We start from the raw sequence: 23984 nt of genomic DNA, 5'->3' as shown, positions 1-23984 counted from the left end.
GAATGAGAAATTAAATGTCATTGCTGCCAGAATCCGATTACATCCAGCTATCAGAACTCATGTTATCACTAACTATGGCGCTTGATATGACCGAAGGTCAGCCGCCAGAGCACTGTATTCGTTGTTGTTGGATTGGTATGCACATTGGCGAAAAAATAGGACTAACGGAAGATCAGCTTTACGATCTGTACTTCACACTACTTTTAAAAGATACCGGCTGTAGCAGTAATGCAGCAAGAATTTGTGAACTCTATTTAACGGATGATTTAGCATTTAAACGTAATTTTAAAACTGTCGGAACCAGCTTATCCAGTGTTATCAATTTCGTTATTAAACACTCTGGAGCAGGACAAAGCTGGAGTAAACGAATTAGCACAACCATTGATGTATTAAAAAACGGTACTAACTATGCTCAAGAGCTTATTGAGACTCGCTGCAGCCGAGGAGCGGATATTGCTCGTGAACTCAGGTTTAATGAGAATGTAGCATTAGGTGTACATTCACTTGATGAACACTGGGATGGAAATGGTAGACCGGAAAAGCTCATAAATACCAACATTCCAATTAACTCAAGAATCGCCCTTTTATCACAAGTCATTGACGTTTTTCAATATGAACATAATCTAGACAAAGCTTTAGAAGAGGCCAATGAAAGAAGCGGCAGCTGGTTTGATCCTGAACTAGTCACTATCTTTAATGATATTGCTAAGGATGAATCATTTCGCACAACTCTCATTTCCCCCAATATTCTCAATGAAGTCATGGCGTTAGCACCGGCTCAAGCCAATATACTTTTAAAAGACGATTATCTTGATTGTATCGTCTCTGCCTTTGGTAAAATCATCGACTCAAAAAGTCCATATACGGCAGGACACAGTGAACGAGTTGCATTATTTACCGATATGATCGCACAAGAAATGGGGATTGATACAGAAACAAGGAAATGGCTAAAACGCGCAGCATTGCTGCATGATGTAGGAAAGCTTGGTGTCAGTAACGCGATTTTAGACAAGCCAGACAAACTAGATTCAGACGAGTGGCAAGCGGTACAAATGCACGCTCAATATACAAAAGACATCTTGTCACAAATTTCATCGTTCAAGAACCTAGCAGACATGGCTGGATCTCATCATGAAAAACTTGATGGTACAGGCTACCCACTCAAGCTTATTGCTGAACAAATCTCCATTTCGACACGAATTATCACCACAGCCGATATATTTGACGCAATTACCGCAGAGCGACCTTACCGTGGTGCCATTCCTGTTCCTAAGGCATTAGAAATTATGGAAGAAAACCTACACAGTGCGATTGATATAGAATGCTTTGAGGCTTTAAAACGCAGCTTAAAAAAACTGCCTGATGAACTCACCCTATTGAATGAGGTTAATTAGCGAAGTCCCTATGTAGCCAAAAGCAATACATTAGCTTAAACCTGTCATCTATTTTTTCTTTTTTGGTTGCTTAAAAACTTTGGAGCTTTTGGGGGGTAAGGAATCAGCAAAGCCGACGCAAAGATTTAGCCAATAAATGAGGTCGATATCAGACTCAAAACCAGCAGGTAAAACATACACCAAACCTTTTATTGGCTTACCAGTAAAATCCATCTCTGTGACATGAGGTTTACTTAGGCAATCTATATAGTTTTCTAGTCCAACACGCGCCATAAGCTTATCGCCAATAACCGCACAACACATATGCTCTGAAAGCATAAAACACAGTCCACCAAACATTTTTTAGCGACTAAATCATGACGGTCTTGGAAATAATCATAAAGTCGCTCCTCCAACCCTTTATCAAAAGCCATTATTAAACCTAAATCCAGACATTATTTCTCAATATTATTTATGTCGACAAACAGTTTCACGCTTACTACACGCCTTATATTTTACTTAACCTAGCCACTTACAATCATCAAAAATTGTGGTTTTACTTTTTAAGTATGCGAGCAAAGTTACTATCTTACCAAGTTAATGACACGAGCATATTCCCTATCAATAGATCACTCATTATTGTATTTAAATAATACAAATGGTATAAAATATTCAAATTTAGGGCGCTGTATTGGACTTGATTAATAGCTTATTCAATCACCTTTATTCCATCCTATGCTAAATTTCATATAAGCGGTGACAACACTATTCACAAGCTTATTCACAACAAAATAAGAGCGATTAAATGCCTACTAAATCTTTTGATGCCATCAAAGCTATCAAATTAGAAAACGACAAGTCTGCCGGTAATCTTGTTGATGTGATGCCGATTAAAGTCGAAGAGACTAATATTGATCTTTCTTTTCTTGATAACTTAAGCACTGAGCACCCTCGTCTCTTGGTTCAAAGCAAAGACCTTGCTACTTTTCGAGCTAATCTTAAAAAAGATGCTAGCTACTGCAAGTTCGATGCTTTCATGAGCAATTCTACCAATAAGTTTTTGGATACAGAACCTTACTCAGAACCACAAGCTTACCCGGAAGAAACCGTTGGCAAAGCATCATTATGGCGTCCTTACTGGCGTCAAATGTACGTAAGTTGCCAAGAAGCCTTCAACGCAACGCGTAACCTTTCAATCGCAGGTGTTGTTTTAGAAGATAAAGCTATCATCACCAAAGCGAAAGCATGGACATTGCAATTAGCGTCTTACGATCCAGAAGGTGTTACCTCCCGTGGTTACAACGATGAAGCAGCTTTCCGTGTTATCGCAGCAATGGCTTGGGGTTATGACTGGCTACACACTTACTTCTCTGATACAGAACGCGAAACAATTAAACAAGCCTTAATTGTTCGTTTAGAAGAGATCATGCATCACCTACAAGTCACTGTAGACTTGTTAGCAAACCCGCTAAACAGCCATGGCGTTCGTAGTATCAGTTCAGCGGTGATTCCTACCTGTATCGCGCTATACAACGAATACCCTAAAGCGCGAGAATACATCGAATACGGCATTGAATATTATGCGGTCCATTATCCACCTTGGGGAGGTAAAGATGGCGCATGGGCAGAAGGTCCAGATTATTGGAATACGCAAATGGCGTTCCTTGGTGAATCTTTCGATCTATTGAAAAGCTATACCTCCATCAATATGTTCAACAAAGAATTCTACAAGAACACGGGCGACTTCCCTCTCTACTGTATGCCAGTTCACTCTAAACGTGCCAGCTTCTGTGATCAGTCTAGTATCGGTGATTTCCCAGGTTTAAAACTGGCTTATAACATCAAGCACTTTGCTGGTGTAAATAACAAACCAGAATACATCTGGTACTACAACCAATTGAAAGCCCGTGATACCGAAGCGCACACAAAATTCTACAACTTCGGTTGGTGGGATTTTGGTTACGACGATCTTCGTTTCGATTACCTATGGAACGACATGCCTGAAGTGGCACCGTCTAACGAGCCATTGCTAAAAGTCTTTCCAATCACTGGTTGGGCCGCATTCCACAGCAACATGACAAACCGTGAAGAACACATTCACATGATTTATAAATGTAGTCCGTTTGGTTCTATCAGCCACTCACATGGCGATCAGAACGCTTACACCTTGCATGCTTTTGGTGACACATTAGCCGCAATTACTGGTTACTACGGTGGTTTCGGTGTCGACATGCACATCAAATGGCGTCGTCGTACTTTCTCTAAAAACTTACCTTTATTTGATGGTAAAGGTCAGTATGCAGAGAACACAACGACCAAGTTTGAAGGTGAACACCAAGACCGTTACTGTATTGAAGCTGGCGGTAAAATCAGTGATTACGATACAGAATCTGAGGTCTTGTTTGTGGAAGGTGATGCATCAACGTCTTACCAATTCCACAACCCAGATTTAGAAAGCTACAAACGTAAAATCTGGTTTGCCAAAGGTAAAGTCTTCGTGATGCGTGATACCGCAACACTAAAATCAGAACAAGATCTAACTTGGTTGCTACACACCACCTTCGGCACAGAAACTGGCGGTGATAGATTCAAAATTATCGGTGAAAAAGCCGTACTTGACGTTTCCTTCATCAACGACTGCAAAGACGACATATTGTCGATTGAAAACGTAGAAGGCTTCGGCGAAGTGGACCCAGCGGAATACAAAAACATGGACATCCACCGCCATGTTGAAACCAAGTTTAAGGCAAAAAAACAACACAACATCCTAACCCTGTTAGTCCCAAGCAAAGCAGGACAGACGAAAGTAGACGTAACCCACAAACTGGTTGGCAACACACTTGAACTTGTCATCGACGGCGAAAGCGTCACAATCGAGTTGTAAGATTGATTTAGCTTTTTAGCTTTTTAGCTTTTTAGCTAAGACAGAAATACGAAAGGCCACTTCAAGCGATTGAAGTGGCCTTTTCAATATCGACAATTAAATAATGACTCTATCCAATCGGCAAGCTCCCCAATACCTTACGCCTGAATTCAAGTCCGAAGTGCGACTCTTGTGGTGAAGCTATCCCATTTGAAAACAATCAGGCGTTAAAAATCTTAAAGAACTAATACCCACACAGATCAATCTTTCAGTCATTTTATAATTCGTCGTCTTTTATATTAGATTTTTATAATATAGTATTTTTTGATATTAAAACAGCAGGCCTAATTAGAGGCTATATCAATCTTCTCTAGAGAATCCTGCAGAATCTTGATCAACCAAAAGAAGGAAAATAATATGAAAAAATTAGTTGTTCCGTGGTACGTCGGTGGTTTTTTGCTGGCAGCCGCATTCTTATTAGCCATTATATTAGTGAAGCCAATCGGCGTTTCTACGCAGTTCGTTATTTTTGATGCCGCCGTTTGGGACATGGTGAACCCTGATGTCATCGTCGAAAGTGAAACGGGTTACACATCATCCAATGCTTACTTAAATAAAAGCGACGCTAAATACGCTAAAAATGCCGCCAACCCTTTAAATTATAGTTTTGTCTTTGTTTTGGCGATGATGTTTGGTGCCTTCCTTTCCTCAAGAACAAAAGGTGATAAACCAACCTCGCAACAAAAGGCTATGCCGGATGTGTGGCGTAATACATTTGGAAACTCGAATAGCCAACGTTACATGATGAGTTTTATCGCGGGTTTTATTGTACTTTTTGGCGCGCGTTTAGCTGGAGGTTGTACTAGTGGCCATATGATGAGCGGAATAATGCAAACGGCATTAAGTGGTTATTTGTTTTCGCTTGGGGTGTTTATTACCGCCATTCCACTTGCCCTTATTATGTTTAAAAAACGAAAATAGGAGAAACAACCATGTCATTATTTTTAGCCATTGTTATCGGTACTTTTTTCGGATTTGCTCTTAACCGTGCAGGGGCAACAAACCCAGATAATATTATCAATATGCTGCGTCTTACTGATTTAAGACTAATGAAAAGTATATTACTTGCCATTGGTATCTCTTCTACCCTGTTGTTTGCCGGCATGTCATTAGGACTTATTGATTCAGGGCATATATCCATTAAATCGGCATACATAGGCGTCATAGTTGGTGGCGCATTGTTGGGTATAGGTTTTGCGATGACAGGCTACTGCCCGGGAACAGGACTATCCGCTGCAGCAACAGGGCGTAAAGATGCCTTGTTTTTTATTGTTGGCGGATTATTAGGTGCTTTTTTTCACTCTAAGCTACGCCTTCCTTAAAGAGAACACCTTCTTATTTGATAAAATAGCCGGTGGTGCCGTATCCATTGCACAAACTGGTAATGACAAATACCCATCTCTACTATCAGCAAATGGCAGTCTCATCGCCATTCCTCTAGGGCTGGCTATTATCGCAATTGCTTTCTTCTTACCAAATAAAATAGGCCAAGATAGAGAGTAGTCTTATTAATGCCAAGCAAAAGCGCCACAATCGAGTTGTAAGATTCATTTAGCTAAGACAGAAAAGCAAAAAGCCACTTCATTGAATAATGAAGTGGCTTTTTTGTCCTTTTTTAAAACGTATTAACTAAGGTATTAGCTCGCTAGGTGCATGTATACACCAGGCCCTACAGGAAGACCTAACCATGTCCATAGCAGTAGGAATAACGTCCAGAAAACGATAAAACCAACAGATAATGGCAGCATAGTCGCCATCAAAGTACCTATGCGTAATTTAGGTTGATACAGCTGCATATAAACCAAAGCAACACTAAAGTATGGACTCATTGGCGAAATAATATTCGTTGCACTATCACCGATTCGAAACATAGCTAACGTAAAAGCTGGGTCTATTCCGATATTCATTAACATAGGAATAAATATTGGAGCAAACAATGCAAACTGAGCAGAACCGGACGTCATGAAAACGTTCATCACAGCGGTCACAATGATAAAGGCCACAATTAACGAGTAACCGGTGAAGCCTGTGCTTTGTAAAATTTCAGCACCTTCAAAGGCGATTAAATTTCCGATTCCTGTCCATTTAAAATACGCAATAAACTGAGAGATAGAAAAGAATAAAACCAACGTACTAGCAAGCCCTTTTACAGAGGTTGCCATTAAATCAGGAATATCTTCTATTTTACTGATTGCCCCAGTTTTCTTCCCGTAAATTATTCCGATGCTAATAAAGTAAAAGAACAGAAAGGGAACAAAAGATTTCATGAAAGGAGATGGAATCAGTCCACCATTTTCGTTACGAAATGGTGAGGCGTCTGGGTATACGATAGCAAACACTAAGCCTGCGAATAGTAACGTGAAAAGACCTACCGCTTTTAAACCTGATTTTTCTGCATCAGTAATGGCTACATCCATTTTAGGTGCAGTGATAATCATGCTAGACAAAGGGTGCAAACGGTTTAATCGTGGCTCAACGATTTTATCGATAACGAATGTACCAACAACCGCCAAGACAAACACAGAGGATGCGACAAAATAGTAATTATCAAGCGGAGAAACGTAGGCTTCTGGATCAATAATCCTAGCGGCATCTGTTGCAATACCGGCAAAGATAGCGTCACCTGCCGTAACGAATAAGCTGGCATCGTAACCCGCTCCTGCTGCGGCATAGGCTGCTGCTGCACCCGCGATAGGGTTACGTCCCATACTATGAAAAATCATAGCAACTAATGGAATCAAGATAAGGTAATTGGCATCAGACGCGATAGAGCCACAAATACCAGCAACAAATACAGAGAATGTCAGTAGATGTTTGGGCGCTTTTGCCACGGTTTGACGCATTAAAGTAGAAAGTAAACCTACTTTATCGGCTAAACCAATACCCAGCATTACCACAACGATTGTGCCTAATGGAGGGAAATTAACAAAGTTCTTTACCATGCTGGTGAAAATATAAACAACACCCTCGCCGGATAATAGACTACGAATAGGGCTTTGATCGCCCGTTTTAGGGTTTATAGTTTGAAATCCATAATAATTTAGCACCATTGACGCTACGATAACAAAGCCAGCCAAATAAACAAATAACAAGAAAGGATGAGGCAGTTTATTACCTACGCGCTCGATGGTTGCTAGAATTCTATTGTCTTTAATAGTTTCATGTTTAGGAGAGATTTCACTCATAACGTATTTTCCTTAGATAAATATTGTTCCGCTATAGATAGGTAAACTTTTGCTGCAACTTTAATATTCTTATCGTTAAAGTCGTAATGAGCGTTATGTAGATACGCTGACTTTTCACCGTTACCAATAAAGAAATAACACCCAGGTCGCTCAGCAAGATAAAATGAAAAATCTTCTGCTCCCATCGTAGGCATATAATCAATTTTCTCTATAGCATCAGACACTTCATACTTTTTACACGCATCGATAACATTATTTGTGGAAACCTCATCATTAATAAGTGCCATGACTTCGATTTCTATTTTAAAATCACTTGTACAACCAAATTGATTACAAGCAGAATCAAGTGCCAAACGCACACCATCAAGCAAAGCATGTTTTGTAGGCTCGCCGTCATATCGAATACTGAGTTTTACTTCGGCAGTATCTGCAATGACATTACTTGCTTCTCCACCATGTATTGAAGCAACAGTAATCACGCCAGAGCTTAATGGCGATAGTCTACGAGAGACAACTGATTGTAATAACGTCACAAATGTTGATGCGGCAACTACCGGATCATTAGCTAGATGAGGCATAGCAGCATGTCCGCCTTTGCCCATGATCTTAATATTAACCGAGGTATTACCTCCCATTGCAGCGCCAGCTTTGGCAAAAACATAACCTTGCTTAAAACCTGGGCGATTATGGTAGCCAAAAATAGCATCAACATAAGGGGACTCAAGAACACCGTCTTCAATCATCGCCTTTGCACCAGCGCCACCTTCTTCCGCAGGCTGGAAAATAAGTTTAATTTTACCTTTATATCTATCCTTATTTTTCATCAAGGCTTCGGCGGCACAAAGTAAAGAGGCGGTATGTCCATCATGGCCACACGCATGCATCAACCCATGCTTGGTTGATTTATGGTCGAAGGTATTCTCTTCTTTAATAGGCAGTGCATCCATATCAGCCCTAAAAGCAATAGTATCTCCAGGCAACCCCGTATCTAATAACCCGACTACCCCTGTTCCACCAACGCCAGTTGTCACTGCATAGCCCAATTTGGTTAAGATATCGGTAACAATAGAAGCGGTACGATGCTCTTCAAATCGAAGTTCGGGGAACTTATGAATGTCTTTGCGTAACAATATATATTCATTGTCATGTACTGCAGAAAACATTGAACGACTCCTTTTATGGTTATTATTTGAAACTTATTATTTTAGATAGACAGCTTATTAATCCCGCAGGTCTCAAATATTTCGTCATGTGAATAACAATAAAACGCTTGCTCTTCATCACTTACACATGGCTTAAAATGCTTAAACTAACCTAAATTTACGGATACCAAACTTTATTCACCTTCATAGAAAAGCATTTGCTATCAGAGACAGTGCGTTGATTGCGGTATGCTAATACTCGATGGTTAAAAATGAATTACTTTATATAGGAGACCTATCTACATCTCCCCTAACGCTTTAGAATTCATTGTTTACGAATAAAGCCAATGTAAATTTCTTCCAGATTAAATAAAAAACAACATTACTACCATTTTAAAAAATGCACATAAGCGTTGCCAAAAAAGCATGGATCAGTAAAAAAACACAATTAACAATATTTTATAAAAAACACTAAACTGCTCTGAAGAAAGGAAAATAGAATATGAAATCTGGATTGCGCCTACAGGATACCGCTCTGAGATATTTTTTAGAGGTTGTAAAATATGGATCTATCAGTAAAGCATCTGAACACCTCAATGTGGCATCTAGCGCAATAAGTAGACAAATAAATAACTTAGAAGACATAGTAGGAACCACTCTTTTTGAACGTCGACCAAGAGGAATGGTGTTAAGTGTTGCGGGGGAAATGTTAGCGACTTACGCACGTAAAAACGCATTAGAATCGAATCGCGTCATATCTAATATTGCTGCATTAGATGGTCTAAATAGGGGCCATATTAAAATTTCTTGTTATGAAGGGTTTGCTATGGATTTTTTGCCACGATGCATATCAAATTTTCGTAAAGAGCACGATGGAATAAATTTTAACGTTAACGTTAACACGCCCGATAATATCACTAGACGTGTAATACACGATAACGCCGATATAGGCATTACGTTAAGTTATTCCCCTGCCAAAAACATTAATGTTGCTTACCAGCAACCTTCACCTATTTTCGCGTTCATGCATCCGACTCACCCTTTGGCCTCAAAAGAAGCAATCTCTTTAACGCAGTTACTGCCTTACGCAATTGCCCTACCAGAAGAAAATACGACAATAAGACAACTTTTTGACATTAGCTGTAGCCGTTTAAACCTTTTATTTGAACCCGCTCTTGTATCTAACAATATAGCAACCTTATGCCATTTCAGTATGTTTGAGGGTGGCATACATCTGGCTGGAGAGGTGACCATGCGTCATATACTTACAACAAAAAAATTAGTCTCTGTCCCTATTAGAGACAAAGGGATGGGAATCCGAAACATTGAAATACAAACGCTATCAGGTAAAACGCTTTCTGTAGTCGTAAAATTATTTTTGGAATACCTAATTGAAGAAATGCAATTTGAAGAATCGCATAAATAAACAATACATTTTAGAGAAAGAATAATTTAGTTTGAAAACAGAACATACGAAACATCACGGACAAAAGACAAGGTCGCGCTTTTATGAGAAATAGTTCAATAAAAGATTCTAAGTGGGATCACGGCCGAAAGATCCATTCGAGACGGAGAATGTCTTTACATGTTATAAATGCATATTAAATTCGTTGTCGCAAAACCAAGTTGATACATGGACTTGTAGTACACTGTAAATCATTTTTCTGAAACGGTTATTTTAAGTTGGGTTATTGTTTACGTTTAAAGATCATTCTAACTTGTGACCAACGGCTTACTATCATAGCAACGAATATCAAGAAACAGCCAAAAACTTGACCTAACCCCATCACTTCATTAAACCAAAGCACAGCAAAAATCGCTGCCCATACAGGTTCCAAATTCATAATCACCGCGCCATGACTGACTGGCGCTAAGCTCATAGCGTACATTTGCAATAAATAACGCAAACTTGTTGATATTAAAGCGCTGGCTAGTATCCAACCTAAAATATCCAAACTAATAAGCTGTGGGACACCTTCTACCGCCAAAGACACAGTCAACAACAAAACGCCTGCCGTTGTTAACTGGACACTGGTTAATACCAAGGCATGCATGCTGACTAAAAAACGTGACAATAAGTTAAGCTGTAACGCGACACAAAGCGCTGTACCTAAGAAATACAAGTGAGCAATTTCAAAATCTAAACCATTACCTAAAGCCAAAAAACCTAAACCAAGAACAGCAAAAGGTAACGCTACCCAAATACTCATCGGAGGTCGATCACCAAACATAAGTCGTCCAATGAAAGGGACAAACACCACGCCTAAACAGGTGATAAATGCGCCGACACCAAGGTTCGAACTTTGATGCAACCCCATAACCCAAAGCAACATGGCGAATGCCATAACCGCACCAATTGAGATAACAGGTTTTACGTCACTCCATTTCACTCCGCGAAAATACTTTCTCCCAATCAGTAACAAGGCAACCCCACCGATAGAAAATCGCATTGCAATAAAGAATAAAGGTGGCATACCGGCTAAGGATTCTTTTGAAAAAATCCAACCTAGGCCCGCCAAAACAGTCACCAAAACTAAAATGAGTTCAGCTTTAAAAGCAAATTCCTGCTTCAAAGTATTTCCTTAATAATGAGGTGTAAGAAATATCAGTTTGGTATTCATATTATGATCTGAATGTAGATGTTTTTTATTAAAACACCACACCGACTGTCAGCAATATATTGGCAAAACGGCGCTGTTCACCTGTCGCGATTACGAGCAATGTATCATCACTTTTTGCTGCAGCATAAAAGTCTGCGCGATCTAAATAATCAATCGGTGTCGCATCTGGCAACATAGATTGATACTCACTGATAATAGTATTTTCAAAGTCTGCAGGGTAAGACATCATTGAGGCACTTTCCACGTTAATCATCTCACATACACCAGCCAACACATCAGTACTGGCCAACATGCCGGGCATGAAATTTAAATAGACAATATTTGCTTGAGGGGAAGAGTTTGTCACAAATGAGTAATTTCCATCTGCGATTAATATTTTGGTTTTATGACCACATTTTGCCAAACAGCCCAGTAATTCTGGGTGAATGATTTTACTTTTTATCATAATGGCACTCGTTAAAATGACGCTAATATTAATAATATTTAGAAGATATTAAGCAGTATACGCTTAGCCGAGGAGTGACAATACCCCAATTGCTCACAATAGCCCCATCATTCACATTTACTACCTACTTAAGACATTTATTCAATAAATCATCCACCTAATTAGAGAACCATTTACTAGATTAAAAAGTCGACTGCCAAACCTGATTTGCAGCTTGATGAAGTAAGCTGTGTCGCCAAGCCACCTTCTCTTCTTGCCTGTCATAACCACCACCGATTACACAAGCAATGGGTAAACCAAGTGCAGCACAGGTTTCTATAATGTATTTATCCCGTGCGAAAATACCCTCATCTGTGACGTTTAGATAACCAAGTCGATCGTCTTTATGAATATCAACCCCAGCATCGTAAAAAATAAAATCTGGTTGCTGGTCTTTCAAAATATCAGGTAAAGTACTCTCTAGAATATCAAGATAAACTTGGTTATCTGCGCCCTTAGGAATCGCAATATTAATACCTGAGGTTTGCTTTATTGGCGGGTAATTTTCTTCGCAATGCCAAGACACAGGTATAATGTCTTCTCTCCCTTCACAAAAGGCAATGGTGCCATCACCTTGATGAACGTCACAGTCTAATATTAAGACCTTCTTCGCCTTATCTGTGTTTATCAAATGAAAAGCGGCAACAGCAAGATCGTTAAAAATACAAAAACCAGCACCATGATTTGGCTGCGCATGATGTGTACCACCAGCTAGATGACAGGCTAAGCCATGTTTTAAAGCCAGTTCACTAGTCAGTAAAGTTCCTGACACCGCTCGCAAAGTTCGCTCTACTAACCACTCAGACCAAGGTAAACCGATGTCCCTTTCTTCTTGCGCCGTAAGTTCACCTCGAATAAAGCGCTGGACATAACCTTTATCGTGAGCGGCCATAAGCCTAGTAAGAGATAAAGGCTCAGGTTGATAGGTATTTTTGTCGGTTAAAATCCCTTGCTCTTTTAATGTTTCGGCAAGTAAATGAAATTTACGCATGGGGAAACGGTGTCCCTCCGGAAAAGGAATGCTGTAGTTAGGATGGAATACCAATGGGAGTAAAGCGACGCTCATACAACAGACTATTAGACCTTTAGAAGAGTTTAAAAAAATACTATGCTAGCAAGAATTATTAATTTTTTCCGACCCACACTCTATGTATCCTTTGACTTCACAATCTTTACTAAACATATAAATAAAACAGATTCGTTTTACTTGGAGTAAAATTCAATAGAACTCACTAATATGCTAACTAGTCTCGTATACTTCCAATTTAAACATACCATTCTAAAAAAGAGATTATGATGCCTAATTATTGGTTAATGAAATCAGAGCCAAATGCATTTTCAATTGATGATTTAAAACAGAAAACACAATCACCTTGGGATGGAGTAAGGAATTATCAGGCTCGAAACTTCATGAAATCCATGGAAGAAGGCGATCTAGTATTTTTTTATCATTCCAGCTGCTCACCTGCTGGTATTGTCGGCATAGCAAAAGTCTGTAAAAAAGCCTACCCTGATTATACAAGTTGGGATAAAGACAGCCCTTATTTTGACCCTAAATCGACTACTGAAAATCCACGATGGTTTATGGTTGATATTGAATTTATTGAGAAGTGGTCAAAAACACTCACTCTGGCCGAACTAAAAAGCACACCTGAATTAGAGAATATGCTCTTAACTAAAAAAGGCTCAAGACTTTCTGTAATGCCGATTACAAAAAATGAATGGGAATTTATTACACTAATATTGAAAAAATAGACCTAAAGAAAGTAAGCTTAATCGATTAACTAAATTCATAAGGTAGTTAAAGAGGGTTTAAATGAAGATAAAGCTAGCAAGGATAGCTATGATTATTTTTAGCTTATGCAGCAGTATTGCTATAAGCCAATCGCTTTATCCTGAAAGTTTAGCTCAGTCTTTAAAAGACTCAGACTCTGACGGAGTTATAAACGCCAGAGATGTATGCATAAATACGCCAAAAGGAAGCGATGTAGATAATAACGGTTGTCAACTAACAAAGCTTAAATTTTTTGACTTCAACTTTGATGTTCAATTTGGTGTAGGACAATATGAATTAAAACCTGAATTCCACTCTAAACTAGAAAATCTTGCTTTGTATTTACAAGATTATCCAAACGTTATTCTATTGATCGAAGGTCATACTGACGATATCGGCTCAAGTAACTACAATTTAAACCTTTCCCAGAAACGTGCAAATTCTATTGCTAACGCGTTAACCACTGTTTTCAGTATTACACCTAATCGTATTAAATCTTTTGGTTTTGGTGAACAACGCCCTTTAGCGTCCAACGAAACTGAAGCTGGTCGACAAGCCAATCGCCGAGTTACAGGAGAAATAGTAAAGCCACTTGAGCCTTTAAACCAAGGTATATACAAGAACAAAGATCGTCCTTATATTAACAATAATAAAATCATCATTCCTTTTGATAGCAACCAATATACCCCATCAAAACATAACCGTTTGGTCATACAAAAACTAGGTGAGTTTCTCCAAAAAGAACCAGGGACATTACTTGTTATCGAAGGTCATACTGATATCACAGGAAGCGAAACTCTAAACATAAAACTATCCATAGAACGTGCGCAAACCATTGCCAACATGCTTAATACTCAATACTCCGTTCCATACAAAAGGTTAAAAGTTCTAGGCTACGGTTCAAACTTTCCCATTACTTCGAATACGACTGCAGAAGGAAGAAAGCAAAATCGCCGAGTAAGTATTGAAGTTGTAACAAGGTTCCAGCTCCAAAAACCAATCACAATATCAAAATGGACCATTTGGAATCTAGATGAAGTAGACGGGAAAACTGAAGAATACTAGTTATATTCCCTTTCTCTTTGCTTTAATGACACGGCATAGTCAAAATAGTATTGCACAATTACACCAAGATAATCGTAATCATCACTGCTTCTCGCTATCACACCAACACTCCCCATTTGATCGTATTTCTTAGGCTGAAAATAGGTTTCTAAACGCCAGCCAACTTCTTGATTATTATATTTTTCTTGATATAGGGAAATACGTTGATCATCATCAAGATAGTAACTTACGCCAACTCGTGAGCTGGTGATATTACTTAGGGTCGATTCATTAGAAATATAATTTGTAGTCAAAGTAAAAGAATCTAAAAACAATTCCCCCATCAACTGTGCAATCACTTCACGCTCGGAATCTAAACTCTCGTCCATCGGCTCTATTTCACTTACACCGAGACCAATGCCAAGGCGGCCGTAATCATTACGAGCAAACCAATTCGAAGAAAATTCCGATTGTGCAAAACTGCTGCTTGCAGAACCTGTGATCAAATAATTACTGTTTAATAATATTTGAGTAGAAAGGTATTGGTTGACAGGAATATTGATCTTAAAATCAATATTCATCAAAGACTTGTCGTTAAAAAGGCCATATCCCAATCCGACCGCAAAATTAGGATCTTCCTCTACAGCATAAAGGCTACTACTTACCGCCATTACAGCTGTCGTCAATATGCTTGTTAAAACGCGAGAAAAAAAGATCAAAACACACTCACACTAAATGAATTATATGGCTATTGTGACCGCTATTAACCAAAAGCTCCAGTAGGAAAATGACGACTACACCCTTACTTTTTAAATTTAAAATGCAGGGAATTCATAACACCTCTGGGATTCGAGAGCAAAGCCCAATATAATAGACCCAAAGTCGATTAGACGAACACTTTTTTAGGTTTATAAGTTACATGGCAAAAAAACTCTTTATCCAAACTCATGGCTGCCAAATGAATGAATACGATTCTTCTCGTATGGCAGATTTACTTGGCGACAGCCATGAAATGGAATTAACAGACAACGCAGAAGAAGCAGATGTATTGCTGCTAAACACCTGTTCAATTCGTGAAAAAGCACAAGATAAGGTATATCACCAGCTTGGTCGCTGGAGAAAACTTAAAGAAAAAAATCCTGACTTAGTCATTGGTGTTGGTGGTTGTGTGGCAAGCCAAGAAGGTGATGCGATACGTAAGCGAGCTAAACACGTGGACATGATTTTTGGACCGCAAACTCTGCATAAATTACCTGAAATGGTTAATGCAGCAGCTAAACACATTCCAATTACGGATGTAACATTTCCAGAAATTGAAAAATTCGACCACCTTCCTGCTCCTCGTGTTGAAGGAGCTGAAGCATTTGTTTCCATTATGGAAGGTTGCAGCAAATACTGTACTTTTTGTGTTGTTCCCTACACTCGCGGTGAAGAAGTTAGCCGTCCATTCGACAGTATTCTTGTTGAGGTGGCACAACTAGCAGAACAAGGCGTTCGTGAAATCCATTTATTAGGACAAAATGTAAACGCATATCGTGGTGAAAGCACAGAAGGCGACGAAACAGATCTTGCAGATATTATTCACGCCGTAGCGCTAATTGATGGTATTGAACGTATTCGCTTTACTACCTCACATCCGGTTGAATTTACTGATAGCTTAATAGAAGCATTCCGTACTGAACCAAAATTGGTGAGTCACCTTCACTTACCTGTACAAAGCGGTGCAGACAGTATTTTAAGTGCAATGAAACGAGGCCACGACCGCCAATATTACATTGATAAAATAAACCGTATTAAAGCCGCTCGTCCCGGTATCAGCCTATCTTCCGATTTCATTATTGGTTTCCCGGGTGAAAGTGACGAAGACTTTATGGATACGATGAACTTGATTCAAGAAATTGGCTTCGATCACTCTTTCAGTTTTGTTTATAGTCAACGTCCGGGGACTCCAGCATCTGACTTAGAAGATGACACACCTGATGATGTTAAAAAAGAACGTTTATCTATTTTACAACGCCGTATCAGCCAACAAGCTTATGACATTAGCTTAGCTATGGTTGGCGAAGTTAAACGTATCTTAATCAGCGGCTACTCGCCTCGTGATCCTGGACAACTTCAAGGTCGAACTGAGAACAATCGAATCGTGAACTTCCGAGCATTCGATCCTCAATTGATTGGTAAATTTGCAGATGTTGTTATTACGGACGCTTACCCAAACTCTCTACTGGGTGAATTGGTTAGCTCTGAACTCGACACTGATTTTGCACTTCAGTAAGCTTTGCAGTTAAATAGATTTTTTACCTAAACAGACAAAGGTAACTCTTGGAAATCACACAGACAACTCAACAAATCCGTTTAGTACCTGCTGAAGCTGATGCTTTAGTTGGTCTATGCGGTCAATTAGATGAGAACATCAAGCTAATCGAAAAAAGACTGGATGTTACCATTCGATATCGTGCGGATTTATTCAACATATCAGGCGATGATTCTGAGCACGTTGCAGCTACAAAAATCTTACTAGAAAATCTCTATCGTGAATCTTTGGCAAGCACTCAAATCACACCTGAGATGATTCATCTATATCTTCAGGAGTCAGCTGTTGAATCTTTGGCAAGCAGTAAAAAAGCCAAGCATGATCAGCTTACTATTAAGACTCGTAAAGCTTTCATCAAACCAAAAGGTGAAAACCAGCAAGGTTATGTAAAGCAAATCCGTAAGCACGATATTAACTTTGGTATTGGACCTGCTGGTACAGGTAAAACTTACTTAGCAGTTGCCTGTGCAGTAGAAGCATTAGAAGCGGATCGTGTAGAACGCATCATGTTAGTTAGACCTGCTGTTGAAGCGGGCGAAAAACTTGGTTTTTTACCTGGTGATTTGTCTCAAAAAATAGACCCTTATCTACGTCCTCTTTATGACGCCTTGTATGAAATGCTTGGTTTTGAATTAGTCGATAAGTTAATTGAGAAAAACGTCATCGAAATCGCTCCGCTTGCCTTTATGCGTGGCCGAACCTTAAATAATGCGTTTATCATTCTTGATGAGAGTCAAAACACGACTAGAGAACAGATGAAAATGTTCTTAACGCGTATTGGTTTTGGCTCCACAGCCGTCATTACAGGTGATACCACTCAGGTAGATTTGCCTCGTGGCACGTCTTCTGGTTTAGCTCATGCAATGCATGTATTGAAAGGCGTGAGCGGTATTAGCATGACAATGTTCAGCTCTTCTGATGTGGTTCGCCATCCGATTGTTCAACGTATCGTTGAAGCTTATGACCGTTTTGACGTTGAAGAAGAAGCTGAGAAAAAAGCCCGCACTGAAGCTCGCCGCGCTGCACAAGCCGAGCAAAACTCACCAACAATAAAAACGACACTAGACAATACGGCAGGAGAACAATAATGCCGCATCTGGAGCTGGACCTACAAATTGCAACAGACGCCGTTAATCATTTACCTAGTGAAGCGGATTTCAGACTTTGGGTTGAGAAAGCCTTGCCCACTGTTGGAGAAGAGTTTGAAGTAACCATTCGTATCGTTGATGAAGAAGAAAGTCACGCTCTCAATCATGAGTACAGGGGCAAAGACAAATCAACCAATGTACTTTCTTTTCCTTTTGAAGCACCACCGGGTTTAGACTTACCATTATTAGGCGACCTAGTAATCTGTACTCAAGTTGTAGAGAAAGAGGCAGAAGAACAGAAAAAAGAATTACTTCATCATTGGGCGCATATGACGATTCATGGCATCTTGCATTTACGCGGATATGACCATATAAATGATGATGAAGCAGACGAAATGGAAGCGATTGAAACAGAATTACTCGCTTCCTTAGCTATTTCCGATCCCTATTTGATAAAAGAGTGAGTTAACACCCTAATGAGTGACGACCGATCGAGTGTATCCAACGATCAACAAAAATCTTGGTTTGAGCGTTTAACACACGCCTTTAATGATGAACCACAAAACCGTGGTGATATTGTTAAATTCCTAGAAGCTGCCGTAAAATCCGACATTATAGATCGTGATGCCTTTACTATTGTAGAAGGTGCGCTAGAAGTATCTGAAGTACAAGCTCGTGACATCATGATCCCACCATCCCAGATGGTAATTATCAAATCTGAGGATGATCCTAAAACCTCACTCCGAAAAGTTATAGATTCTTCCCACTCACGCTTTCCTGTTGTTGGCGAAGACTCGGACGAAATCCTTGGCGTTTTATTAGCTAAAGACCTTCTTCCTCTTTTGTTTAAAGACGATGACATCACAATCGATGATATTTTAGCTCGTCTACGCCCGGCTAATTTTATACCAGAAAGCAAACGCTTAAATGTGTTACTTAATGATTTTAGAACTAAGCGCTACCACATGGCTCTCGTCTTAGACGAATATGGCAGTGTCTCTGGCTTGGTAACCATTGAAGATGTACTTGAACAAATCGTTGGTGAAATTGAAGACGAAACTGACAAGCTCGATAATGAAGGCATTCAAGTTACTCAAGAGCCAGGCGTTTATCTTGTGCCTGCCCTATGTACCATTGAAGACTTTAATGAATACTTTAAAGCTGAATTGAATGAAGAAGAATTTGATACCATTGGCGGGATTCTCGTCCAACAATTTGGCCATGTCCCGTTACGTGATGAAGAGCTGTTCTTTAGTGACTTTCATTTCCGTATTGTTAAATCCGATGGAAGACGCATCAAAACAATTCAAGTATCGAAATCTGCACAAGATTTAACGGATTAATATGTCATCATCTCACTCCGACCTAACCAGTGCTAACACGGGGTGGGAGCCTCGTTTTTTCTCACTATTCGCCACACTTCCACCTAAGTTGCTAATTCTTATTGGTATCATTTCAGGTGCATTAGGTGTTACGAGCTTTTCTCCTTTCCATTTCTGGCCTGGCTATTTCGGTAGTCTAATCGTTTTCAGTTTACTCATTATCACCAGTCCCAACGCAAAAGCAGCTTGCTGGAGAGGCTCATCTGTTGCACTAGGTTTTTTTGGCGCAGGCGTTTCTTGGGTTTATGTCAGTATTGCAGAATATGGCCAAGTAGGTATTTTTATTGCAGCCATTATTACCCTTGCTTTTGTATCTGTACTTTGTCTATTTTGGGCATTTTCAGCATGGTTGTCCTGGCGTTTAATACATAATTTCACCCAATTACCAAGCAGCTTATGGATAACACTTGCACTGACATTAGGCGAATTTTTTAGAAGTACCTTGTTCACAGGTTTCCCTTGGTTACTTCCTGGTTACGCAATTGAAAACACCTGGCTGTTTGAATTACTTCCCATTGGTGGCATTTGGCTATCTAGTGTTTGTGTAATTTTGACATCCAGCACCATTGCTAGCCTATTCTTAAAAAGAGCCAATCAAGCCATTCCAGCTTTAACTGTCATTGTTATTTGGATTGGTTCAGCTTTCTTAAGCTATTTTCCTATTTCATGGGTAGAACAAACCGGTACGTTAAAAACTACCTTAGTTCAAGGTAATGTAAAACAAGATGAGAAGTGGCTTGCACGCACGGCTAAAAAATCTCTTGCTGACTACCAACAAGCAACGATAGAACATTTAGACAGCGAGCTTGTTGTTTGGCCAGAAACGGCAATCACCTATGCCTATTCACAGATAAGACCTCATCTGGCCTCTTTCAGAAAAGAGTTGGCAGACAGCAATACAACCCTAATTACCGGCGTTCCTGATGTCAGTGACGATGGAAAAGACTATTATAATGCTATCTGGGCGACAGGTAATGGCTTTGGCCTTTATTACAAGCAAAGATTAGTTCCATTTGGTGAATACATCCCTCTTGCTAAATATATCGGTCCTATTCTTGATGTGTTTGACATGCCAATTTCCAACTTCAAATCTGGTGATGACAACCAGCCTGTGTTACAAGTCGGTGAATGGGGTATTGCGCCTTTTATCTGCTATGAAATCGTCTACGCTGAACAGGTTCGACGCATAGTGCGAGACAGTGATTTTTTAATTACCATCAGTAATGACGGTTGGTTCGGTACGTCTTTTGGTCCTTGGCAGCATTTACAAATCGCCCAATTTAGAGCAAAGGAAGCCGGCCGTTATTTGATTCGAGCAACCAATACAGGAATTACCGCATTTATTGATGAGAAAGGAAAGATTGTTGCTCAAGCCCCACAATTCGAAAAAACAACCTTAACCGCTAATGCGAAAGCTTTTACAGGCATCACCCCCTACGTTTATTGGGGGTATTGGCCGGCTCTCGCCCTACTTACACTCTGCGTAGTGCTTTCCTTTTTAGGAAGTTTATTTACAAGACGTAAAAATAAGCCATAGACCGTGACAAAAACGAACGGCTCAATTGAGAGCCGCTCGTTTTTCTATCGTGATGGTTATTTATTGGTTATGTGTCGACATCAAACCATAATGACAGATTTCACAAGGCGCTAAAAGCTGCTTGGCTTCTAACACATTGTCATGCCCACAAGACATACAATGATAAGTTCCTGCCTCAACTTGATCGCCAACTACATGGCATTGCTCTAATGGCACAGGGTTATTATTTGCATGATTAATTAACCATAAGAGAGCGGTATCTTCTTTTTCATCTAACTCTTCAATTAGCTCATGACCTTCATCCAAAACAAGGTGCCAATTTGCATCAACCCACGCTTCGGTATACCCCATTTTGTCATGCCAGTAGGCAGTCATAAGAGCAACATCTTCTAGCAACCAATCCTTCGCCCCTACCAATGTTTTACGCGCCTCTTCAACTAAATTAGAACTCTTTTCACTTTTTGGTGAATCTTTTTTCATAGATTTCATAACTCCTCCACTATGCACCTTCTAATTAAGGCTTCATCTCTATAAAATAGCGTATATTTTTAAACTCTGTTGGCAATTTCAGCATTATCTTGCGCTATGTCGCTATAATGCTTCAGCTATATCAAAAGAGAATACAGTTCTGCCAACCTCACGTCGATCATGGGATACGATTACATCATGCAAGAACAATATAATCCGCAGCAAATTGAACAAACTGCACAATCTTTTTGGGACAAAAACAAAGTCTTCAAAGCCGTCGCTGACTCTGGTAAAGAGAAGTTCTACTGCCTTTCTATGTTCCCTTATCCAAGTGGCCGACTACACATGGGGCATGTCCGTAACTATACTATTGGCGATGTAATCTCACGCTATCAGCGTATGCAAGGTAAAAATGTTCTACAACCTATGGGTTGGGATGCTTTTGGTCTACCAGCTGAAAACGCTGCAATTAAACACAAAACGGCTCCAGCAAAATGGACAACTGAAAACATCGCCTATATGAAAGGCCAGCTAAAAGAGCTTGGCTTTGGTTACGATTGGGATCGTGAAATTGCAACTTGCACACCTGAATACTACAAATGGGAGCAATGGTTCTTTACTCAGTTAGTTGAAAAAGGCCTAGCGTACAAAAAAACTGCAGCTGTTAACTGGTGTCCTGAAGATCAAACCGTATTGGCAAATGAGCAAGTTGAAGATGGTGCCTGTTGGCGCTGTGGTACGACAGTTGAGAAGAAAGAAATCTCTCAGTGGTTCATTCGTATTACAGATTATGCAGAAGAGTTATTAAATGATCTTGATCAACTAGATGGCTGGCCAGAGAAAGTAAAAGCTATGCAACGTAACTGGATTGGCCGTTCCGAAGGTCTAGAATTCAGTTTTGAAGTAGAAGGCAAAACAGATCGTTTGTCTGTCTACACGACTCGTCCAGATACTGTTATGGGTGTAACTTACGTAGCTGTCGCAACTCAACACCCATTATCCTTGGAAGCCGCGGAAAAAAATTCAAAACTGGCTGACTTTATCGCTGAAAGCAAGCTTATGTCGACAACTGAAGCTGATATGGCAACCGTTGATAAAAAAGGCATAGATACTGGTTTTAAAGCAATTCACCCAATTACTGGCGAATCGGTTCCTGTCTTCGCCGCAAACTTTGTTTTAATGGATTACGGTTCTGGTGCGGTAATGTCTGTTCCAGCACACGATCAACGTGATTTTGAGTTTGCTAAAAAATACAACTTACCTATCAAGCAAGTAATCAAACCAGCTGATGAAGAAGCCTTTGATATTGAAGCTGCTGCTTATACTGAAAAAGGTATCTTGTGTAATTCTGGTGAATTTAATGGTTTGACCTTCAAAGAAGCTTTCGATGCGATCGCTACTTGGATGACTGAGCATAAACTTGGTGAGGTCAAAGTAAACTATCGCCTTCGTGATTGGGGCGTTAGCCGCCAGCGTTACTGGGGTACACCAATTCCTACGATCAATTTAAAAGATGGTTCAGTGGCTCCTGTACCACAAGACCAACTACCTGTCGTATTACCAACAGACGTTGTCATGGATGGTGTTAACTCCCCCATCAAAAACAACCCTGATTTTTCTAAAGTAATGTTTAATGGCGAAGAAGCAGAACGAGAAACGGATACTTTTGATACCTTCATGGAATCATCTTGGTACTTTGCCCGTTACTGCTGTCCAGATTCAAAAGACGCTATGTTAACGGAAGAAGCAAACTACTGGCTTCCTGTTGACCAGTATGTGGGGGGTGTAGAACACGCGATCTTGCATTTGTTGTATTCACGCTTCTTCCACAAACTTCTTCGTGACGCAGGACTTGTAAACTCTGACGAACCGTTCAAACGTTTGTTAACGCAGGGCATGGTTAACAAAGACGGCACAAAAATGTCTAAGTCGAAAGGCAACACTGTTGACCCTCAAGAAATGATTGAGAAATACGGTGCCGATACCGTACGCTTATTCATCATGTTCAGTGCGCCACCAGAGCAATCACTTGAATGGAACGATTCAGGTGTTGATGGTGCATCACGTTTCCTTCGTCGCTTATGGGCGCTTTCTTACCGACATACTAATGCAGGTAAAGTCGGTGAATTAGACATAGCAGCACTTAATGGTGCACAAAAGTCACTGCGTCGTAAAACACATGAAACCATCCAAAAAGTGACGGATGATATTGAACGTCGTCAAACCTTTAACACAGCAATAGCCGCGGTAATGGAGCTGTGTAATGAAGTCAGTAAGTTTGAAGACCAATCCGAGCTTGGCCTTGCTGTTGAGCGTGAAGCACTAGAAGCGGCGACTTTATTATTGTCACCTATTGTTCCGCATATTGCGCATCAGCTTTGGATAGATCTCGGCCATACAGACAATGTGGTTGATACACCTTGGCCAGCATTAGACGAAGCAGCGTTGATCAAAGATGAGCTGACAATCGTTGTTCAGGTACTTGGTAAAAAACGCGCTGAGTTAACCGTGTCTGCCAGTGCAGATGCAAAAACCATTGAAGCGGAAGCATTAGCCCACCCAAGTGTGACTAAATTCCTTGAAGGTAAAACAGTACGTAAAGTTATCGTCGTCCCAGGTCGCTTGGTTAATATTGTTGCCAATTAAGTT

Annotated in this window: 22 protein-coding genes; 14 read left to right on the top strand and 8 right to left on the bottom strand. The window is 40.0% G+C overall.

Going from position 1 to position 23984, the window contains the following annotated elements:
• Positions 1 to 14: 14 nt before the first annotated feature.
• Positions 15 to 1394: an HD-GYP domain-containing protein gene (locus tag AC0L3Y_RS11270; RefSeq protein ID WP_473462801.1), complete on the top strand. Its 1380-nt coding sequence runs from the start codon at positions 15 to 17 to the stop codon at positions 1392 to 1394.
• A gap of 48 nt (positions 1395 to 1442) precedes the next feature.
• On the opposite strand, the gene AC0L3Y_RS11265 is transcribed toward AC0L3Y_RS11270, so the two are convergent.
• On the bottom strand, positions 1443 to 1733 hold the full coding sequence (locus tag AC0L3Y_RS11265) for a TfoX/Sxy family protein (RefSeq protein ID WP_473462794.1): 291 nt from the start codon (positions 1731 to 1733) through the stop codon (positions 1443 to 1445).
• 445 nt (positions 1734 to 2178) lie between these two features.
• On the opposite strand from AC0L3Y_RS11265, the gene AC0L3Y_RS11260 reads away from it, so the two are divergent.
• The 4 genes from AC0L3Y_RS11260 (at position 2179) to AC0L3Y_RS11245 (ending at position 5799) form a co-directional block, all read left to right on the top strand.
• Positions 2179 to 4257 carry a DUF4962 domain-containing protein gene (locus AC0L3Y_RS11260; protein ID WP_473462788.1) on the top strand — a complete coding sequence of 693 codons (2079 nt, stop codon included), beginning with the start codon at positions 2179 to 2181 and terminating at the stop codon, positions 4255 to 4257.
• A 396-nt stretch (positions 4258 to 4653) separates the two neighbouring features.
• Entirely contained in the window at positions 4654 to 5217 is a 564-nt protein-coding gene (locus AC0L3Y_RS11255) for a YeeE/YedE thiosulfate transporter family protein (protein ID WP_473462783.1), read from the top strand.
• A gap of 11 nt (positions 5218 to 5228) precedes the next feature.
• Positions 5229 to 5618 carry a DUF6691 family protein gene (locus AC0L3Y_RS11250; RefSeq protein ID WP_473462780.1) on the top strand — a complete coding sequence of 130 codons (390 nt, stop codon included), beginning with the start codon at positions 5229 to 5231 and terminating at the stop codon, positions 5616 to 5618.
• Positions 5584 to 5799 carry a hypothetical protein gene (locus AC0L3Y_RS11245; protein WP_473462777.1) on the top strand — a complete coding sequence of 72 codons (216 nt, stop codon included), beginning with the start codon at positions 5584 to 5586 and terminating at the stop codon, positions 5797 to 5799. Before AC0L3Y_RS11250 ends, AC0L3Y_RS11245 begins: the two co-directional genes overlap by 35 nt.
• A gap of 134 nt (positions 5800 to 5933) precedes the next feature.
• On the opposite strand, the gene AC0L3Y_RS11240 is transcribed toward AC0L3Y_RS11245, so the two are convergent.
• Together AC0L3Y_RS11240 and AC0L3Y_RS11235 are read right to left on the bottom strand one after the other, a co-directional pair.
• Positions 5934 to 7481, bottom strand: a complete 1548-nt coding sequence (locus AC0L3Y_RS11240) for an AbgT family transporter (protein ID WP_473462773.1) — start codon at positions 7479 to 7481, stop codon at positions 5934 to 5936.
• Complete coding sequence (locus AC0L3Y_RS11235) at positions 7478 to 8644, bottom strand: M20 metallopeptidase family protein (RefSeq protein ID WP_473462769.1); 1167 nt, start codon at positions 8642 to 8644, stop codon at positions 7478 to 7480. Before AC0L3Y_RS11235 ends, AC0L3Y_RS11240 begins: the two co-directional genes overlap by 4 nt.
• 481 nt (positions 8645 to 9125) lie before the next feature.
• On the opposite strand from AC0L3Y_RS11235, the gene AC0L3Y_RS11230 reads away from it, so the two are divergent.
• A complete protein-coding gene (locus tag AC0L3Y_RS11230; RefSeq protein ID WP_473462764.1) occupies positions 9126 to 10049 on the top strand; it encodes a LysR family transcriptional regulator in 924 nt (307 codons plus the stop codon).
• Between the two features lie 262 nt (positions 10050 to 10311).
• On the opposite strand, the gene AC0L3Y_RS11225 is transcribed toward AC0L3Y_RS11230, so the two are convergent.
• The 3 genes from AC0L3Y_RS11225 to AC0L3Y_RS11215 form a co-directional block, all read right to left on the bottom strand.
• Positions 10312 to 11196 carry a DMT family transporter gene (locus tag AC0L3Y_RS11225; RefSeq protein WP_473462759.1) on the bottom strand — a complete coding sequence of 295 codons (885 nt, stop codon included), beginning with the start codon at positions 11194 to 11196 and terminating at the stop codon, positions 10312 to 10314.
• A 76-nt stretch (positions 11197 to 11272) separates the two neighbouring features.
• Positions 11273 to 11689, bottom strand: a complete 417-nt coding sequence (locus tag AC0L3Y_RS11220; RefSeq protein ID WP_473462757.1) for an RbsD/FucU family protein — start codon at positions 11687 to 11689, stop codon at positions 11273 to 11275.
• 181 nt (positions 11690 to 11870) lie between these two features.
• Positions 11871 to 12719, bottom strand: coding sequence for a histone deacetylase family protein (locus tag AC0L3Y_RS11215; protein WP_473462753.1), 849 nt, complete (start codon positions 12717 to 12719; stop codon positions 11871 to 11873).
• Positions 12720 to 13021: 302 nt separating this feature from the next.
• Here AC0L3Y_RS11215 and AC0L3Y_RS11210 point away from each other — a divergent pair, with 302 nt between their 5' ends.
• Both AC0L3Y_RS11210 and AC0L3Y_RS11205 read left to right on the top strand, forming a co-directional pair.
• Entirely contained in the window at positions 13022 to 13483 is a 462-nt protein-coding gene (locus AC0L3Y_RS11210) for an EVE domain-containing protein (protein ID WP_473462746.1), read from the top strand.
• A gap of 61 nt (positions 13484 to 13544) precedes the next feature.
• The gene (locus AC0L3Y_RS11205; protein ID WP_473462740.1) at positions 13545 to 14567 is read left to right on the top strand and encodes an OmpA family protein; all 1023 of its coding nucleotides are present in this window, start codon (positions 13545 to 13547) and stop codon (positions 14565 to 14567) included.
• Here AC0L3Y_RS11205 and AC0L3Y_RS11200 read toward each other — a convergent pair.
• On the bottom strand, positions 14564 to 15217 hold the full coding sequence (locus tag AC0L3Y_RS11200; protein WP_473462734.1) for a hypothetical protein: 654 nt from the start codon (positions 15215 to 15217) through the stop codon (positions 14564 to 14566). The two genes, AC0L3Y_RS11205 and AC0L3Y_RS11200, sit on opposite strands and share 4 nt — an antisense overlap.
• Before the next feature lie 248 nt (positions 15218 to 15465).
• Here AC0L3Y_RS11200 and miaB point away from each other — a divergent pair, with 248 nt between their 5' ends.
• Genes miaB through lnt form a run of 5 tightly spaced genes read left to right on the top strand, consistent with a single transcriptional unit; the run spans position 15466 to position 20867 of the window.
• On the top strand, positions 15466 to 16821 hold the full coding sequence (gene miaB, locus AC0L3Y_RS11195) for a tRNA (N6-isopentenyl adenosine(37)-C2)-methylthiotransferase MiaB (protein WP_473462730.1): 1356 nt from the start codon (positions 15466 to 15468) through the stop codon (positions 16819 to 16821).
• Between the two features lie 47 nt (positions 16822 to 16868).
• Entirely contained in the window at positions 16869 to 17948 is a 1080-nt protein-coding gene (locus tag AC0L3Y_RS11190) for a PhoH family protein (protein WP_473462724.1), read from the top strand.
• The gene (ybeY, locus tag AC0L3Y_RS11185) at positions 17948 to 18412 is read left to right on the top strand and encodes an rRNA maturation RNase YbeY (protein ID WP_473462718.1); all 465 of its coding nucleotides are present in this window, start codon (positions 17948 to 17950) and stop codon (positions 18410 to 18412) included. The genes AC0L3Y_RS11190 and ybeY overlap by 1 nt, the downstream gene beginning before the upstream one ends.
• 12 nt (positions 18413 to 18424) lie before the next feature.
• Positions 18425 to 19291, top strand: coding sequence for an HlyC/CorC family transporter (locus AC0L3Y_RS11180; RefSeq protein ID WP_473462712.1), 867 nt, complete (start codon positions 18425 to 18427; stop codon positions 19289 to 19291).
• Position 19292: 1 nt separating this feature from the next.
• Complete coding sequence (lnt, locus tag AC0L3Y_RS11175) at positions 19293 to 20867, top strand: apolipoprotein N-acyltransferase (RefSeq protein ID WP_473462705.1); 1575 nt, start codon at positions 19293 to 19295, stop codon at positions 20865 to 20867.
• A gap of 60 nt (positions 20868 to 20927) precedes the next feature.
• On the opposite strand, the gene AC0L3Y_RS11170 is transcribed toward lnt, so the two are convergent.
• Positions 20928 to 21356 carry a hypothetical protein gene (locus AC0L3Y_RS11170; protein ID WP_473462702.1) on the bottom strand — a complete coding sequence of 143 codons (429 nt, stop codon included), beginning with the start codon at positions 21354 to 21356 and terminating at the stop codon, positions 20928 to 20930.
• Between the two features lie 177 nt (positions 21357 to 21533).
• On the opposite strand from AC0L3Y_RS11170, the gene leuS reads away from it, so the two are divergent.
• Entirely contained in the window at positions 21534 to 23981 is a 2448-nt protein-coding gene (leuS, locus tag AC0L3Y_RS11165; RefSeq protein WP_473462697.1) for a leucine--tRNA ligase, read from the top strand.
• Positions 23982 to 23984 lie beyond the last annotated feature (3 nt).

Source organism: Marinomonas sp. GJ51-14, assembly GCF_055808695.1.
This window is presented reverse-complemented; position numbering and strand designations above follow the sequence as displayed.